General features: G+C 64.5%; 17 protein-coding genes. 11 read left to right on the plus strand and 6 right to left on the minus strand.

Going from position 1 to position 16,751, the window contains the following annotated elements; translation table 11 throughout:
* Window positions 1-14: 14 nt before the first annotated feature.
* Both P9254_RS13275 and msrA read left to right on the plus strand, forming a co-directional pair.
* On the plus strand, window positions 15-323 hold the full coding sequence (locus tag P9254_RS13275) for a hypothetical protein (protein WP_278055098.1): 309 nt from the start codon (window positions 15-17) through the stop codon (window positions 321-323).
* 120 nt (window positions 324-443) lie between these two features.
* Entirely contained in the window at window positions 444-1,172 is a 729-nt protein-coding gene (gene msrA / locus P9254_RS13280) for a peptide-methionine (S)-S-oxide reductase MsrA (RefSeq protein WP_278055100.1), read from the plus strand.
* A gap of 194 nt (window positions 1,173-1,366) precedes the next feature.
* Here msrA and P9254_RS13285 read toward each other — a convergent pair whose 3' ends face one another.
* Together P9254_RS13285 and P9254_RS13290 are read right to left on the minus strand one after the other, a co-directional pair.
* Complete coding sequence (locus P9254_RS13285; protein WP_278055102.1) at window positions 1,367-2,371, minus strand: cytochrome d ubiquinol oxidase subunit II; 1,005 nt, start codon at window positions 2,369-2,371, stop codon at window positions 1,367-1,369.
* A gap of 145 nt (window positions 2,372-2,516) precedes the next feature.
* On the minus strand, window positions 2,517-3,878 hold the full coding sequence (locus P9254_RS13290; protein WP_127325792.1) for a cytochrome ubiquinol oxidase subunit I: 1,362 nt from the start codon (window positions 3,876-3,878) through the stop codon (window positions 2,517-2,519).
* A 262-nt stretch (window positions 3,879-4,140) separates the two neighbouring features.
* Here P9254_RS13290 and P9254_RS13295 point away from each other — a divergent pair, with 262 nt between their 5' ends.
* Window positions 4,141-5,067: an ABC transporter ATP-binding protein gene (locus P9254_RS13295; RefSeq protein WP_278055104.1), complete on the plus strand. Its 927-nt coding sequence runs from the start codon at window positions 4,141-4,143 to the stop codon at window positions 5,065-5,067.
* Between the two features lie 14 nt (window positions 5,068-5,081).
* Complete coding sequence (locus tag P9254_RS13300; RefSeq protein ID WP_067324602.1) at window positions 5,082-5,843, plus strand: ABC transporter permease; 762 nt, start codon at window positions 5,082-5,084, stop codon at window positions 5,841-5,843.
* Between the two features lie 15 nt (window positions 5,844-5,858).
* Here the strand turns inward: P9254_RS13300 and P9254_RS13305 are convergent, their stop codons facing one another.
* Complete coding sequence (locus P9254_RS13305) at window positions 5,859-6,896, minus strand: phosphatidylglycerol lysyltransferase domain-containing protein (RefSeq protein WP_067323399.1); 1,038 nt, start codon at window positions 6,894-6,896, stop codon at window positions 5,859-5,861.
* Window positions 6,897-7,131: 235 nt separating this feature from the next.
* Here P9254_RS13305 and P9254_RS13310 point away from each other — a divergent pair, with 235 nt between their 5' ends.
* A complete protein-coding gene (locus tag P9254_RS13310; RefSeq protein ID WP_067323402.1) occupies window positions 7,132-7,638 on the plus strand; it encodes a MarR family winged helix-turn-helix transcriptional regulator in 507 nt (168 codons plus the stop codon).
* Window positions 7,635-8,315, plus strand: a complete 681-nt coding sequence (locus tag P9254_RS13315; RefSeq protein WP_067323405.1) for a GNAT family N-acetyltransferase — start codon at window positions 7,635-7,637, stop codon at window positions 8,313-8,315. Before P9254_RS13310 ends, P9254_RS13315 begins: the two co-directional genes overlap by 4 nt.
* Before the next feature lie 61 nt (window positions 8,316-8,376).
* On the opposite strand, the gene P9254_RS13320 is transcribed toward P9254_RS13315, so the two are convergent.
* Window positions 8,377-10,371, minus strand: coding sequence for a PhoX family protein (locus P9254_RS13320; RefSeq protein ID WP_278055108.1), 1,995 nt, complete (start codon window positions 10,369-10,371; stop codon window positions 8,377-8,379).
* 349 nt (window positions 10,372-10,720) lie between these two features.
* On the opposite strand from P9254_RS13320, the gene P9254_RS13325 reads away from it, so the two are divergent.
* From P9254_RS13325 to P9254_RS13340, 4 genes are all read left to right on the plus strand, one after another.
* Complete coding sequence (locus P9254_RS13325) at window positions 10,721-11,059, plus strand: hypothetical protein (protein ID WP_067324604.1); 339 nt, start codon at window positions 10,721-10,723, stop codon at window positions 11,057-11,059.
* 16 nt (window positions 11,060-11,075) lie between these two features.
* A complete protein-coding gene (locus P9254_RS13330; protein WP_067323413.1) occupies window positions 11,076-11,777 on the plus strand; it encodes a phosphatase PAP2 family protein in 702 nt (233 codons plus the stop codon).
* 94 nt (window positions 11,778-11,871) lie between these two features.
* Window positions 11,872-12,141, plus strand: coding sequence for a helix-turn-helix domain-containing protein (locus P9254_RS13335; RefSeq protein WP_067323416.1), 270 nt, complete (start codon window positions 11,872-11,874; stop codon window positions 12,139-12,141).
* 80 nt (window positions 12,142-12,221) lie between these two features.
* On the plus strand, window positions 12,222-13,931 hold the full coding sequence (locus P9254_RS13340) for a SulP family inorganic anion transporter (protein WP_278055111.1): 1,710 nt from the start codon (window positions 12,222-12,224) through the stop codon (window positions 13,929-13,931).
* 14 nt (window positions 13,932-13,945) lie between these two features.
* Here the strand turns inward: P9254_RS13340 and P9254_RS13345 are convergent, their stop codons facing one another.
* Both P9254_RS13345 and P9254_RS13350 read right to left on the minus strand, forming a co-directional pair.
* Entirely contained in the window at window positions 13,946-14,875 is a 930-nt protein-coding gene (locus P9254_RS13345) for a DMT family transporter (protein WP_067323422.1), read from the minus strand.
* A 105-nt stretch (window positions 14,876-14,980) separates the two neighbouring features.
* The gene (locus tag P9254_RS13350; protein ID WP_278055114.1) at window positions 14,981-15,841 is read right to left on the minus strand and encodes an SMP-30/gluconolactonase/LRE family protein; all 861 of its coding nucleotides are present in this window, start codon (window positions 15,839-15,841) and stop codon (window positions 14,981-14,983) included.
* A 112-nt stretch (window positions 15,842-15,953) separates the two neighbouring features.
* Between P9254_RS13350 and P9254_RS13355 the strand changes: the two genes are divergently transcribed.
* Window positions 15,954-16,748 (plus strand): helix-turn-helix domain-containing protein, encoded by a 795-nt coding sequence (locus P9254_RS13355; RefSeq protein ID WP_127213832.1) that lies wholly within the window; start codon window positions 15,954-15,956, stop codon window positions 16,746-16,748.
* Window positions 16,749-16,751: the final 3 nt, after the last annotated feature.

Raw genomic sequence — 16,751 nt, forward strand, 5'->3', positions numbered from 1 at the left:
CAAGGAGAACTAGCATGACCAAATTCCTCACGCTGCCGACGCTGGCCTTCGCGCTTGCCGCTGCCGCGTTGGTTGCCGGCGCCCGCGCCGACGACACGACCGACGCGATGAAGCCCGCCAATGCGATGGCGACGGAAAGGATGAAGCCGGCGACCGATGCTATGATGCCGACCGGCGCGATGAAGCCCGCGGATAAAATGAAGCCCGATGCGATGGCGTCCCAGGCGATGAAACCCGCCACGGATGCCATGAAGCCCGCGGATGCGATGAAGCCCGCCACGGATGCGATGAAGCCTGCCGACGCGATGGCGCCGGCGCAATAAGTCAGCGGCCCCGGTCTCTTGACAACAATCGCCGCCGGCCAGCAGCCGCCGCACGGCAAAGTGAGAAACCAGCGGCGGCTTGCATCGTATATAATGGAACAACGAACAAGGAGATCCGATATGAACGGCATCGAAAAAAAGGCGGCGCGGCGCTCGCTGGCCCCGCTTGCAGCGCTGGTGCTGACGGCGGCCGCGGCCGCCTTCTGGCAGACGCCGGCGCGTTCGGCCGAGGACGCGGTGGTGATCCCACCGCCGGCCATGGATGAAAAGGCCGGCGGCGGCACGGAGAAAGCGATCTTCGCTGGCGGCTGCTTCTGGGGCGTGCAGGGCGTGTTCCAGCACGTCAAGGGCGTCAGCATGGCCGTCTCCGGCTACGCCGGCGGCAGCGCCGAGCACGCCGTCTACGAGATCGTCGGCACCGGCCGCACCGGCCACGCTGAATCGGTCGAGATCACCTACGATACGTCGAAGGTCACCTATGGCCAGTTGCTGCAGGTCTATTTCTCGATCGCGCACAACCCGACGCAGCTCAACTACCAGGGGCCGGACCAGGGCACGCAGTACCGCTCGACGATCTTCGCCGAGAACGACGAGCAGAAGAAGATCGCCGAGAGCTACATCGCCCAGCTCGACAAGGCCAAGGTGTTTTCGAAGCCGATCGTGACGACGCTTGAGACGGGCAAGACCTTCTATCCGGCCGAGGATTACCATCAGGATTTCCTGACGCTGAACCCGACCTACCCTTATATCGTCTACAACGACCTGCCGAAGATCGAGAATTTGAAAGCGCTGTTTCCCGCGCTCTACAGCGAGAAGCCGGTGCTGGTGCTGGCAAGTAGCAAGAGCTGAGGATGACCATCTTAGGCCTTCTCCCCGTCACCATACGGGGAGAAGGTGCCGGCAGGCGGATGAGGGGCGGCGCCGGCATTTGCAGGAACGGGCCGCCGCTCTGCTTGACAGGTTTGCGCTGCCCCTCATTGCCCTGCCGGGCATTTCTCCCCGTATGGTGACGGGGAGAAAGACGCCGTCACCAACGCCTCTCCTCAATCATAGGTCAGATCCGTCGCCTTTCCCCCGAACACGCAATAGGCGTAGAACGAATAGAAAATAATGATCGGCAGCACGACGACGGTGCCGACCAGGATGAAGGCCAGGCTCTCGGGCGCCGAGGCGGCCTGCCAGATCGTCAGCCTGTCGGGCACGACATAGGGATAGAACGACCAGGCGAGCCCGGCGAAACCAAGCGCGAAGATGGCGGCTAGGGTCAGGAAGGGCCGCAGCGCATGCCGGTCGTCGGGCTTGGGCAGATGAAACGTCTGCCGCCACAGCCACAGGAACAGGAGCGCCGATACGATCGGCAGCGGCGACAGATAGAGGATCTCCGGCCAGAGGAACCATCTGTCGAAGATGCGCGGGCTGGCGAAGGGCGTCGCCAAAGAGACCGCGACCATGCCGAGCGCCGTCAACACCAGCGTGACGCGCAGCCAGCGCACCGCCTTTCCTTGCAGGTCGCCCTCGGTCTTGTAGATCAGCCAGGCCGAGCCCATGGCGGCGTAGGCCGCCGACAGGCAGAGCGCGACCAGCGCGCCGAAGGCCATGCCGCCAATGCCGACATCGAGGCCGAGCACATAGACGCCGAGCATATAGCCCTGCGCCAGCGAGGCCATGGTGGAGCCGAGAAAGAAGATACGGTTCCAGCGGTGCTTCTTGCCGGCCGGCACCTTGGCGCGGAAATCGAAGGCAACGCCGCGCAGGATCAAGCCGACCAGCAGCAGGAACACCGGGATATAGAGCGCGGTGAGGATGGTGCCGTGCGCCATCGGGAAGGCGACCAGCAAGAGCCCGACCGCCAGCACCAGCCAGGTCTCGTTGGCGTCCCAGAACGGGCCGATCGCGGCGATCATCGTGTCCTGCTCGGCATCTTCGGCGCCTGCGAACAGGATGCCGATGCCGAGATCGAAACCGTCGAGAATGACGTAGATCAGGATGGCGAGGCCCATCAGGCCGGCGAAGATCAGCGGCAGCGCGGTGGGCCAGTCGAAGGTCATCTTTCTTTCCTCCAACCGAGATTGGTCCGACAGACGGCCATACTGTTTGAAGCACCCGTGCCGACCGCAACGTGAGGGGCAGCGCCGACCTCAGAAGAGGGTCCCGCATCGAACCGAGCGCACCGCTTGTCTTGCGCCTGCATGTTCATTCTCCGGCGGCCGGCTGCGACATCGCGGCGTTCATGACGCCGGGCAGCGGCGAGGTGTCGCCTTCCTTGGCCGCCTTCAGCGCCAGATGCACCAGCACGCCGAGATAGGCGATCAAGAGCAGCACATAGAGGATGAGATAGACGGCCAGGGTCAGCGCGACATGGCTGCCGGCGACCGGGCCGACGGCATCCGCCGTCTTCAATATCCCGGTGACCAGCCAGGGCTGGCGGCCGATCTCGGTCGTGTACCAGCCGGCCAGCGTCGCCAGCCAGCCGGACAGCGCCATCGGAACCATGATCAGGGCCAGCGGCTTAGGCAGGCTGCGGCGACGCTTGAGGAAGAAGGCCGCCGACCAGGAGACGATGAGCATCAGGATGCCGGTGCCGACCATGACGCGGAAACCCCAGAACACCGGGAAGACCGGCGGGTGGTTGCCCGGATAGTCGTTGAGGCCGGGCACGACGCCGCTTGTGCTGTGGCGCAGGATCAGGCTGGCGCCGTCGGGAATGGCGAGCTCAAACCTGTTTTCCTTGGCCGCCTCGTCGGGCAGCGCGAACAGCACCAGCGGCACGTGGGCGCCGGTGTTCCAGTTCGCTTCCATGGCGGCGATTTTCTGCGGCTGGTGCTCGAGCGTGTTCAAGCCGTGCTGGTCGCCGGCAAAGATCTGGATCGGAATCAGGATGGCGGCGGCGAAGACGCCGGTGCGCAGCGCCTTCCACATCGATTCCGAGCGGTCGCCATAAAGGTAGCGCAGCGCCGAGCAGCCGGCGATCAGGAAGGAGACCGTGAGCCCGGAGGCGAGCAGCATGTGGACCAGCCGGTAGGGCATGGACGGATTGAAGATGACCGCCCACCAGTCGAGGGCATGCGCCTTGCCGTCGATCATCTCGAAGCCGGCCGGCGTCTGCATCCAGGAGTTCAGCGCGATGATCCAGAAGGCGGAAACCGTGGTGCCGCCCGCCACCAGCACGGTCGCCAGCGTGTGGATGCGGTTGGAGACGCGGCGGAAGCCGAACAGCATGATGCCGAGGAAGGCCGCCTCGAGAAAGAAGGCGGTCAGCACCTCATAGGCAAGCAGCGGGCCGGCGATGTTGCCGACCGTTTCCATATAGCCCGGCCAGTTGGTGCCGAACTGGAAGCTCATGGTGACGCCCGAAACCACGCCCATGGCGAAGGACAGCGCGAACACCTTCACCCAGGTGAAATAAGCGCGCATCCAGGCCGAGTCGCCGGTGGCGTTGTAGCGGAGCTTGAAGAAGAGAAGCACCCAGCCAAGTGCAATGGTGATCGCCGGAAACAGGATATGGAACGAGATATTCGCGCCGAACTGGATGCGCGACAGGATGAGCGGGTCCATGCTGGGCTCCGGCTGCAATTCAGGCTTGAAGGATAGGCTTCGAACACGCATCGGTCAAAGCGGCGCGGCGTCACGCGAGGCGCGTTGTCGCAGCGTCGGGCGGTCATGGACAGACGCACCGCGTGACCGCTTGCCGGCGCTGTTGGAGGCCGCGAGCGGCGGCGACTGTCGAGAACTGTCAGGAGCACGGTCGATTGCCGATTTGCATAAAACGACATCCGACCTATATCAGGTCACGTTTTCCAGCCGGCCATATTTCAGCATGTCACCCATCATCTCCATCTCCGGCGTCACGAAAACCTATGCCACCGGTTTCAAGGCGCTGAAGGAAATCAACCTCGACATCGAGCGCGGCGAGATCTTCGCCCTGCTCGGGCCGAACGGCGCCGGCAAGACGACGCTGATCTCGATCGTCTGCGGCATCGTCAACCGCTCGTCGGGCAGCGTCACCGTCGATGGTCATGATATCGGCAGGGACTACCGCGCGGCGCGCAGCCTGATCGGGCTGGTGCCGCAGGAGCTCACCATAGACGCCTTCGAGACGGTCTGGGCGACGGTGAACTACAGCCGCGGCCTGTTCGGCAAGGCGCCCGACAAGGCTTTCGTCGAGAAGGTGCTGCGCGATCTCTCGCTTTGGGACAAGAAGGACGCCAAGGCCATTACGCTTTCGGGTGGCATGAAGCGCCGGCTGATGATTGCCAAGGCGCTGTCGCACGAACCGCGCGTGCTGTTCCTCGACGAGCCGACGGCGGGCGTCGACGTCGAGCTGCGCCAGGACATGTGGGCGATGGTCAGGCGGCTGCGCGAGGACGGCGTCACCATCATTCTGACCACGCATTACATCGAGGAGGCCGAAGCCATGGCCGACCGGGTCGGCGTCATCAACCGCGGCGAGATCATCCTGGTCGAAGGCAAGGCCGAGCTGATGCGAAAACTCGGCCGCAAGCAAATGACGCTGGAGCTGCGCGCGCCGCTCGCCGCGTTGCCCGACGGCCTGTCGCGCTATGCGCTGGAGCTGTCGGCGGACGGCAACGAACTCACCTACACCTATGATAGCCAGAGCGACCGGCCGGGCGTCGCCTCGCTGATCCGCGATCTCGAGGCCGCTGGCATTCAGTTTCACGACCTCGATACCAAAAACAGCACGCTCGAAGAGATCTTCGTCAATCTGCTGAGGCAAGAGCCATGAACCCGCGCGCGGCCATGAACCTTCGTGCAGTGTGGGCGATCTACCGGATGGAGATGGCGCGTGCGTTCCGCACGGTGCTGCAAAGCATCGTCTCGCCGGTGATCTCGACATCGCTCTATTTCGTCGTCTTCGGCTCGGCGATCGGCTCGCGCATCACCGAGATCGACGGCATCAGCTACGGCGCTTTCATCGTGCCGGGGCTGATGATGCTTTCGCTTTTGACGCAGTCGATCTCGAACGCGTCGTTCGCGATCTATTTCCCGAAATTCGTCGGCTCGATCTACGAGCTCTTGTCGGCGCCGGTCTCCTATCTCGAGATCATCATCGCCTATGTCGGGGGCGCGGCGACCAAATCGATCATGCTCGGGCTGATCATCTTGGCGACCGCGGCGCTGTTCGTGCCGCTCAGGATCGAGCACCCGTTCTGGATGATCGCCTTCCTGGTGCTGACGGCGGTGACCTTCAGCCTGTTCGGCTTCATCATCGGCATCTGGGCCAAGACCTTCGAGCAGCTGCAGCTGGTGCCGCTGCTGATCGTCACGCCGCTCACCTTTCTGGGCGGCAGCTTCTATTCGATCCATATGCTGCCCGGCATGTGGAAGACGATCACGCTGTTCAACCCGGTCGTCTACCTGATCAGCGGGTTCCGCTGGAGTTTCTACGGCAAAGCGGACGTCTCGGTCGGCGTCAGCCTCGGCATGACGCTGGTGTTTTTGGCCGCCTGCATCGCAATCGTGGCGTGGATTTTCAGGACCGGGTATCGGCTGAGGAATTGACGAACAGGGCTTGCTTCAAATCGCCTTGATCAGCCGCAGCAGTCCAAGCATCTCCATCAGCGTTCCCTTGCGGAAGGCAATGTAGGTCGGCTCCTCCAGCCCGTGGAAGCGGCGCTTGAAGGCGGCCTGGCCCTGCAGGTTGAAGCGCGAGCGGTTGACCCAGGGCGACTCGTAGGCGCGCCGGAAGGTGCTGCGCCAGAAGCTCGATTCGGCAAAGCCGCTCGGCTCGACGTCGAGCAGCGGCGACAGGCCAAGCGTGACCACCGAAACGCCCTCCTCGCGAAAGCGATCGACGGCGAATTTGGTCAGGCCGATCTCGGCATGCGGCGTGGCGTCGACCTGCTTGCGCTTGAAGGCGGTGGTATAGCCGATGACCTCGCCATTGCTGAACAGCGGATCGAAATCGAGGATGGCGACGAGCTCACCCTGCGGGCCGTGAAGGACGAAGCGGCGCATGTCGGCGCCGAGATGGTCGGCGAAAGGGCGGTTCAGGAAGCCCATCTCCCAACGTTTGACGATGCGCTCGCCGCGCCAATTCTCGGACAGCCGCGAAACCTCGTCGAGCAGCATGTTGGCCCTGTCCTCGGCGAAGGTGAAGCCCTTCTTTGCCAGCCAGCGCTCCGAATAGCGCACGGTCTCGTTGCGCTTGCCGGAGAAATCATGCGCCGGCAGCTGCAACCTTGTGTCGACGCCCAGCCGATTGATCTGATAGCCGAGCCCGGCCAGCACCTTTGCCGTGGCGGCGCTTATCTGAACGAACCAGGGGCCGCCGGCGGCCTCGACGAAGCGCTTGATGTAGCCTGGCCGGTCCGGCAGATCGACGACCGGATCGCCAAGCGCGAAATGGTGCTTCATCTTGGTGCCGAATGCGATGTAGCCATCGCCTTCGCTGAAGTAGGACAGCTTTTGCTGCACGGCGGTGGAATAGGCGAGCGAGAAGTCGCCATGGCGCCGCACCAGCGCCAGGCGCTCGAGATGCGACAGCTCGCGCCGCGGCACCTTGGGCGCCGCGCCGTCAAGAAACCTGTCGATATGGATGCGCAGGGATGGCATCAAGCGTCCGCATGCCGATGAAGAAGGACCCGGAGCCCACGGGCCTCGAATCAGTCGCCTTGGCGCGACGGATCGGTCATGTCGCGCCAGCGCCATATAGGATGCTATCGGCGGCGAATGAAGAGGGAATGTCTACCGGCCAAAGCCGGCGCTCCGGCTGCATCGTGAAACCATATTGCCAATTTCCATGCAATGTTATATATCATGTTATCCTTTTTGTTCCGGCAGTTCGACGATGGAAGATGTTCTGAGGTCCCTCGGCTTTCTCTGCCTCGGCAGCAGGCTGAAGCGCATTGGCGAGCAGTTGCAGGCCGACACGCAGCGCGTGCTCGATCGCCTGGATGTGCGGATCCAGTCGAGTCAGTATCCGCTGCTCGCCGCGCTCGACAGGCTGGGGCCGCTGCCGGTCGGCGAACTGGCGCAGTCGCTCGGCATCGCGCAGCCGGGCGTGACGCGGGCCGTGTCGCTGCTCACCGGGCTCGGCCTGGTCGAGGTCGCACAATCGGATGACGACCAGCGGCGCCGGATCGTTTCCCTCTCCGCGGACGGCCAGCGGCTGGTCGATGCCGCGAAGCACGACGTCTGGCCGCGCATCGAGGGCGCGGTCGCGGAATTGTGCGCGGACCTCTCCGGGCCGCTGCTTGGCCAGCTCGCCGCCATCGAGGATCGACTGGCCGCGACCCCGCTCGACCGCCGGGCGGACAAGGCCAAGGCAGTCGCACCCAAGGCCGTCGCACAATGAAACATGTTCTCGACCGTCCGATCTGGAGCGCATTGGCGACGCGCCATCAGGCCTTTGCGGAAGGCGATACCCTTGCCAGGCGGTACCGGCCTTCGATCGTTCCCTTCGCCGCCACCGTTGCGGACGATGCGGAAAGCCTACAAGCCCTGGGCAAGCTGCTCCCGCCGCTTGAAAGCGCCATCCTGGTTCAGACGGACCCGATCGCCCTGCCTTCGGAACTTGCCGCGGTTTCGACCGCGTCCTTGGTGCAGATGGTTGCCGAGCAGCCGGTTGAGGCCGCCTCCGACGAGCGCGTGCAGCGACTGACGCCGGACGATGCGGCCGAGATGCTCGCTCTGGCATCGCTCACCAAGCCCGGCCCGTTCACGCTCGAAGCCTTGAGCCTCGGCGAGTTCTGGGGCGTGAAGATCGACGGCAGGCTCGCGGCGATGGCCGGCGAGCGCATGAAGCAGCCCGGCTACTCCGAGCTCAGCGGCGTGTGCACGCATCCGGATTTCCGCGGCGGCGGCCTTGCCAAGCTGCTGTCGCTGTTCGTGGCGAACCGGATCATGGCGCGGGGCGAGGTTCCATACCTGCACGCTTATGCCAGCAATGCTCCGGCCGTCGGCCTCTACGAGGCCATCGGCTTCCGGTTGAGAACCACCCTGAACATGGCCGTGGTCCGAGGCGTGGAGTAATCGCAAGGTGAGGAGGGTCGCGGATCACCGCAACCCTTCCCCTGTTTAAGCGAGTCGCCAATCAGACCGCGATCTTGCCGCCGCCCTGCTTGGTGATGGCAACGACCGCCGGACGCACCGGCATGTCCGGCTTGAAGTCCGGCCACCGGGTCGATGGATCCTCGTAATATGAGGGGCGGCCAAAAGCTTCCCAGTCCTCGCCGCCATCGCCCGGATGCTGGACGGCGACGAAGGCGGTCTGGTCATCCGGCGCGAATAGCGGGCCGCACATCTCGGCGCCGATCGGCACGCGGAAGAACAGCTTTGAGGTCGCCCGCGCCGCGCCCTCGGTGTCGACCGCCCACAGGCCGTCGGTACGGCCGGTGGCCTTCGGGCCCTGGCCGTCGGTCGCGACCCACAGGCGGCCGGCCGAGTCGACGGCACAATTGTCCGGCATGCCGAACCAGCCATTGGCGGTGGTGGCAGTCGAGAAGGTGGCGCCGACATCGGCCACCGAAGGATCACCGCACTTCAGCAGCACTTCCCACTTGCCCTTGGTGGCGGCGAAGTCGCCGCCGTCTTCGACGATCTCGATGATGTGGCCGAAGGCGTTCGCCGCGCGCGGATTGGCGGCGTCGACCTGATCGGCCTTGCGCTTGGAATTGTTGGTCAGCATGACATAGACCTTGCCGTTGCCGGCATTGGGCTGGATGTCTTCCGGCCGGTCCATCTTGGTGGCGCCGAGCAGGTCGGCGGCGCGACGCGTCTCGATCAGAACGTCGGCCTGGCTGGCGAAACCGTTTTCCGCCGTCAGCGGACCTTCGCCGAACACGATCGGCATCCATTCGACCGAGCCGTCCTCGGCGAATTTGGCGACATGCAGTGTGCCCTCGTCGAGCAGGTTCATGTTGGCGGCGCGGTCGTTCGGATTGAACGTGCCTTTGGTGACGAATTTGTAGACATAGTCGAAGCGCTCGTCGTCGCCGAGATAGAAGACGACGCGGCCATCCTTGGTCACGATCGATTCGGCGCCTTCATGCTTGAAGCGACCCATGGCGGTTCGCTTCCTCGGCACCGAATTGGGGTCATTGACGTCGACCTCGACGACCCAGCCGAAGCGGTTGGGCTCGTTCGGTTCCTTGGCGAGGTTGAAGCGATCGTAATGCGCGCCCCATTCATAGGCGCCCTCCGGAATGCCGAGACGCTTGTAGTTGGCGGCCTCCTTGTGGCCTTCCGGCAGCTCGCCCGAGAAATAGCCGTGGATGTTCTCCTCGGCCATCACATAGGTGCCCCAGGGCGTGACGCCGCCGGCACAGTTGTTGAGGGTGCCGAAGACCTTGGTGCCAGACGGGTCGGCATTGGTCTTGACGCGATCATGGCCGGCTACCGGACCGGACAGCGCCATTTCGGTGGTGGACATGATGCGGCGGTTGAGCTTGCCGTCACGCACCACCTGCCATTTGCCGCCCTCCTTGCGGATCTCGACGATGCTGCCGCCGTGCGCCGCCATCTCGACATCGACCTGCTCCTTGCTGAGCGGCGCCACTTCGGCGGCCTTCTTGCCGTCCTTGTCGACGATCTTGACGATGCCGGGGAACATCAGATGCGGGTTGGTGTATTCGTGGTTGACGACCAGCAGGCCATGCTCGGCCGAGCCATCGATCGGGATATAACCGATATAGTCGTTGTTGTAGCCGAACTGTCTTGCCTGGGCTCCGGCCGTTTGTTTTGCCGGGTCGAATTCCGGCGAATCGGTAAACAGCGGGTCGCCCCAGCGCAAGAGCACGTCGGCATCGTAGCCCGGCGCGACGTGGTGCTTGTCGTCGATGCCGGCCTCGAGCTCGTCGAATTTGAAGGCCGAGACCTCGGCGGCGCGCGCCTCGTCTGCCGCGACGAGCGCCAGCGGGCTCACGGTGGCGGCGATGGCCGAGACAGCCAGCGAACCCCTGAGGAAGTCGCGGCGCGAGAAGCGCGCGGCGATGATCTCGCCCATCGTGCGGTTGTCGGTAGGATTGACGGGCGGGCCGTCATTCTCCTCGAGCTGGCTGGTACGGAAGCGAATCTCAGGTTGGGTCATGGGCTGTCCTCTGGCTCTTGAGGTGGCTGGAACGGGTAACCGGTCGATCCCTATAGGCGCCCGATCACATTTTCGTGACATCAGCCCCATTGAGCAATGCCAATTTGCCGGCTGATGACTGTTCGCCCACGCATTGGCGCCACACGAGGCCCACAACACACGGCGAGCAGACTCCCGAGCGCGCTCGGCGCAAGGACGCCAACCATGGCTGCGGGGCTTGCCTTGCGAGATTCCGCCTTCGATCCCGTCGCACCGTAGCTTGCCCGACGCCATCAGCTTGACGGCTTCGCGCGCTTCGGAAACAAAAGCGGCGAGCGGCGCGGCGAAGGCCGCTTCGGGAGGGATGAACGTGAGTCTCTGGGGACTGGCGCAGCTTGGCGTTTCGACTGTGATTTTCCTGCTGGCCGCGATGGCGGCCAAACAATGGGGATTGGCGCCGAGTCTCGGCAAGATCGTGCTGACGCTGGCGCTCTATTCCGCCGGCAATCTGATCATGCTCAGGCTGATCCGCGAATTCGGCATGTCGGTGTCGTTCAGCCTGTCGGCAGTGATCCAGCTGGTCTCAGTCAATATCGTGGCGCTGGTCTTCTTTGGAGAGCGCCTCAACACTTTCCAAGCGACAGGCGTCGTGCTGGCGATCGCGGCCGTCGCGCTGATCACGCTCGGACCCTATATGCAGCGGCTGTAATTGGAGCAGGCCCGGCATGAAATCGACCGCCAAGGCGCTGCTCAACAGAATAGAATTCCCGGTGCTTGCGGCCGGGCTGGCCATCGCCTGCGGGCTATGGGGCCTGGTGGAACTCATGGGCGTGGCGCGCGCCACGACTCCGCATGCGTTGGACACGGAAATCCTGCTCGCCTTCCGCCATGCCGGGCAGCCGGACAGCCCGATCGGTCCGCTTTGGCTGCAAGGCGCGGTGCGCGATATCACCGCGCTCGGCAGCACCAGCGTGCTGGTGCTGATCACGACTGCGGTGATCGTCTATTTTCTGCTGATGCGCCGACCGGCGACCGCACTGTTCGTGTTCGTTTCGGTGGCGGGCGGTCAGGCGGCGTCCAGCCTGCTCAAGTTCGAGGTCGACCGGCCCCGCCCCGATCTCGTCTCGCATCTCGTCAACGAGACCTCGCTCTCCTTTCCGAGCGGCCATGCGATGCTGTCGGCGGTGACCTATCTCACGCTGGGCTCGCTCGCCGCGCGTTTCCTACCGAACCGCAGGACGAAGATCTTCGTGCTCGGCCTCGCCGTGCTCACCACGGTGCTGGTCGGAACCAGCCGCGTCTATCTCGGCGTGCATTGGCCGTCCGACGTGCTTGCCGGCTGGTGCGCCGGCTTTGCCTGGGCCATGTTGTGCTGGCTTGCAGCGCGCCTGCTGCAGCGGCGCAAAGTGGTGGCGGACAGCGAATGAGTACTCATGTTTCAACTGTTTGTTATGATGCTTGAAACATCATGATCTTTGGATTATCCATTGATACTGCAGACTCAGACAGGGGTTCTGGCCGATGATCACTGCCGCGCAGATGCGCGCCGCGAGGGCGTTGGCCGGTATCGACCAGAAAACGCTCGCCGAGCGCGCCGGGGTTTCGCTTCCGACCATCCAACGCATGGAAGCGAGTGAAGGTGTCGTCAGAGGCGTGGTCGATACGCTGATGAAGGTCATCCAGGGACTCGACGAGGCCGGGGTGGAGCTGATCGGCGAGAACCAGGCCAGCGAGCGCGGCGGCAGGGGCGTGCGTCTCAAGCCTGCCACGCCGCAGAACTCCCAAGGCTGAGCCGCACAAGAAAGTCGCGACGGCGACCGCCGACAGCCCTGCCGACGATCCCGCCGCCCTTACGGAGCGGAAGGCAGTCCATGGATCAGGTCCGGCGGTCAATCCACCCCCAGGCGCGGCCGTCCTTTGCCGAGCTGTTCACGCCCAAGCTGGTCACGGTGCTGCGCGAAGGCTACACGCTGGCGCATTTCAGGGCTGACGCCGTCGCGGGGTTGACGGTGGCCATCGTGGCGCTGCCGTTGTGCATGGCGATCGCCATCGCGTCCGGCGTGACGCCGGAGCGAGGCCTCTACACCTCGATCGTTGGCGGCTTCATCATCTCCGCGCTTGGCGGCAGCCGCTTCCAGGTCGGCGGTCCGGCCGGCGCCTTCATCGTGCTGGTAGCGGCGACGGTGGCGCGCGTCGGCGTCGACGGGCTGCTGCTCGCAACGATGATGGCGGGCGTCTTCCTGCTCGCCATCGGCTACCTCAGGCTTGGCACCTACATCAAGTTCATTCCCTATCCCGTGACCGTCGGCTTTACCGCCGGGATCGCGGTCATCATCTTCTCCGGGCAGATCGTCGAACTGCTCGGGCTGAAACTCGGCGGCAAGGAGCCCGGGCCGCTGGTGCCGAAGCTGACCGTGATCGGCGAGGCGATCGGCACGATCAGTCCGGCCGCGACCTTCGTGGCGATGCTGACTGTCCTAACCATTGTCTTTTTGCGGCGCTGGCAGCCGAGATGGCCCGCGATGCTGATCGCCATCGGCGTCGCCTCGCTGGTCGTGGCGCTGTTCGCCCTGCCTGCGGAAACGATCGGCACGAGGTATGGCGGCATCCCGCGGAACCTGCAATGGCCAGCCCTGCCGCCGGTCAGCTTGGAGAGGATGATCCACGTGCTGCCGGACGCGATCGCCTTCGCGCTGCTCGGAGCGATCGAGTCGCTGCTCTCGGCCGTGGTCGCAGACGGCATGAGCGGAAGGCGGCACCGCTCCAATTGCGAACTGGTGGCGCAAGGCTTCGCCAACATCGCGTCAGCCTTGTTCGGCGGCATATGTGCCACCGGCACGATCGCTCGCACGGCCACCAACGTGAGGGCCGGCGCGCATGGCCCCGTCTCCGGCATGCTGCATTCGGCGATCCTGCTTGTCCTGATGCTGGCGGCGGCGCCCTTGGCCAGCTACATCCCGCTCGCCGCATTGGCCGGCGTACTCGCCGTCGTGTGCTGGAACATGTTCGAGAAGCAGGCTTTCCTCACGCTGCTCAGAGCCTCGCGTGGCGACGCGCTGGTGCTGATGGCGACGTTCCTGATCGTCATCTTCCGCGATCTGACGGAAGGCATCGTCGTCGGCTTCGCGCTCGGGTCGATCCTGTTCATCGATCGCATGGCCAAGTCCATCGCCGTCGAGGCCGATCTGCCGCTGGTGCCGGAGGACGTCGCCGATCGCGCCGCCACTTATGATTCAAGCCAGGCGGCAGACGCCGATACCGCCATCTATCGAATCTCCGGGGCCTTCTTCTTCGGTGCCGCCTCGACCGTCGGCGCCGTGTTCGACCGCATCGCAGACCAGCGCAAGAATTTCATCCTCGATTGCTCGGCGGTGCCGTTCCTCGACTCGACGGCGGCAAACGTCATCGGGGGTGCCGCGCACAAGGCCGGACGCGCCGGCGTGCGCTTGATCATCGCGGGCGCCGCGCCGCAGACACGGCGCATGCTGGTCAACCACGGCCTCAAGCAGCCGCTGGTCACCTATGCCGCCTCGATTCGCGACGCGCGGGCGCAGCTGAAAGGACAATCGCAGTCCGCGTAGAGCGACATGTTCTCTCAAACTGCCGCTTCGATCGGCTCCGCAAGTTTCGGGTTGGCGCGCGCCGCGATCAGGCAGCCGGCGACGATCAGGCAAGCCCCGGTCAGCGTGGTCCAGGCCACCTCCTCGCCGAAGAAGAACCAGCCGAGCGCGATCGCCCAGATGAAGGCCGAGTATTCCGTCGGGATGAGATATTGCGCTTCGGCGCGAGCGTAGGCCCAACTCATCAAGAATTGGCCGGCAAGCGACAGCATCGCCACCCCGACCAGGTGAAGCCACAGGTCACTCGGCAGCGCGACGGCGAGCCACGGCGCGGCGAGACCAAGGATGACCGCGATGCAGAGGTTCTGGAACAGCATGATCTCGACCGGCTTGGCCAACAGCGCCTGCCGCCGCGCGAGGATCAGATTGTAGCCATAGAACACAGTCGATACGAGCACCGCGGCCGTGCCCAGGAGCGCATCCTGCGAGTGGCCGGCCTGCCCGAACTGGCCGGCCAGAATAATCGCGACGCCCGCGATGCCGGCCAGAGACGCCCACACCGCCTGGCGCCGGATTCTCTCGCCCAGCAACAAGGCTGCGAGAAAAAGCGCAAACAGGGGCGCGACAAAGCTAAGCCCGATCGCCTCGGCGAGCGGCAATCTGGCGAGACCCCAAAAGAACGAAACCAGGACGATGCCGACGACCGCGGCGCGCAGCGCATGCAGCCCCAGCACCGGAAGAGCCGGCTTCGAGCGCGGCCCCGCCGACCAGGCCGCGCCCGCGATCAAGGTCGAGACCAGGCTGCGCCACAGCACAGTGTTGTACACACCGACCGCGATGACCAGGGACTTCATCGCCGCGTCCATCCCGGACAAAAGGAAGATCGCCAGTGCGCATACGAGCACCGGGATCATTGGCGACACGGCGGCGCCGGTCAGGCTGGATGTCTTCACGGCTTGGCCCATGTGACGGTTGCTGCCGGATATCCCGGAGCGAGCGGCTGAACCAGATGGCAGCCCCGTCGATATGGCGGTCCAGCCCGATCGACCTCGTTCCCGCCGCAATCGTCCTCAGTCGAGCTTCAGCGCCGCGACCGCGCCTTCGTTCATCAGCGGAACATAGATGGTCGAGTTGCCGTCGGTGCCGATATCGGCGCTGCCCGGCTTGAAAGTGGCGATCGCTTCCGGCGCGCCGCCGCCCTTGTAGCGATAGAGCGCGCCGGTCATGTAGGCGGTGGCATAGATCGTGTCGCCGATGGCGATGACGCCGTCGAGGTCGGCAAAGTTTTGCGCGCCCGGCAGCGGCGTCACCTTCTTGCTGGCGAGGTCGACGGCCAGCAGGCCGCCCGGCGCCGCCGTGCTGAAATCGGGCTTGATGCCCCTGCCCCAGGACGCGACGATCAGCCGGTCGCCATCGGCGAAGACGCCATTGGGCGAGGCGAGCAGCGCATCCTTGATGAACAGCTCCGGTTTGTCGCCGTCGATACGGTAGATCGTGTCGGCGAGCATATCCGTGACATAGACCTTGCCCGAGGCATCGGCGGTCGTGTCGTTGAGGAAGACGGCGCCGGGCACATCGATGGTAGAGACCAGCTTGCCGCTGGCGAGGTCGACGACGCGGACCTTGGTGATGTCGGCGGCGTAGAGCTTGCCGCCGGCAATCGCCATGCCCTTGGGCGCGTCCATGCCGTCCACCCAATGGCGGCTGATGACTTTGCCGTCCAGCGACAGCAGCGACAAATAGCCGTTGCCATCAGCTTCGCCCGGATTGCCGACGATGTTGGAGACGACGATGCGCTTGTTGGCGGCATCGACCAGCGCCGATTCCGGCTGCTCGAAGCCGCCGGCGCGCCAGATCTCGCCGGCCTCGGGGGTGGCAGCCGTTGCGATGCCGGCGATGGCGAGAAAGGTCGAAGCGATGAGGTTTTTCATGATGCTCTCCTGTGTTGACGGCCAAGAGCTAGGTTTTTCGATACTTTTCCGGAAGCCAGTTCGAGCGTAGTATCGAGGAGCGATACGAATTCGCGCAAACGAGGTGCATTCCATGAACGGGCCGATCTTCGAGGCGCTGAAACGGACATTGAAGGCCAAGGGCCTGACCTACCGGGCGCTGGCCGAGCGCATGGGCGTTTCCGAGCCGACAGTGAAGCGCATCTTTCATGAGCGCAACTGCAAGCTCGATCGGCTGATACAAATCTGCGCCGCTGCGGACGTGGAACTGGAGAATGTGCTGGGCTCGATGAACCGGGGACCGGGACCGGCCAACCACGTCGCGCCGGAGATCGAGCGGAAGCTCGCCGCGCGGCCGGCGCTGCTCTTCGTCTTCATCATGCTGTCCGAAAAATTCACGCCAGAAGGCATCATGCGCTCACAGGGTCTCAGCGAAGCATCTATGTTCCTCTACCTGCGCGACCTGGAAGAGCTTGGGCTGGTGGCGCTCGGGCGCGGCCTGTCGGCAAGATTGCTGGTCGAGACACCGATCCAGTGGGATTTCGAGGGGCCGCTGCGGCCGCATTTCGAGACGACCAACAAGAATTTTGTCGGCTGGGCGATAACCCATCTGGAACGCGAAGCGACCTTCGTCAGCTTCTCGCGGCGCATGCGGCCGGAAACGGCGGAGATGGTGCGGCGCGAGGCGGAGGAGCTGGCGGAGCGCGCCAGGCTGCTTGCCCATCACGACCAGCACACCACGCCGGAAGAGCAGCTCATCGGCTACAAATGGACCTTCGCCTTCGGCGCGACGCCGTTTCCGGCGATCATGCCGATCGGACCGCATCCGCGCGATGCCGGCGCTCGGACGGATGCCGGGGCGAAAGCAAGGCGGCCGCTGCCGGCGTAGGCG

Source organism: Mesorhizobium sp. WSM4983 (assembly GCF_029625765.1).
In the GTDB taxonomy this organism is placed as follows: domain Bacteria; phylum Pseudomonadota; class Alphaproteobacteria; order Rhizobiales; family Rhizobiaceae; genus Mesorhizobium.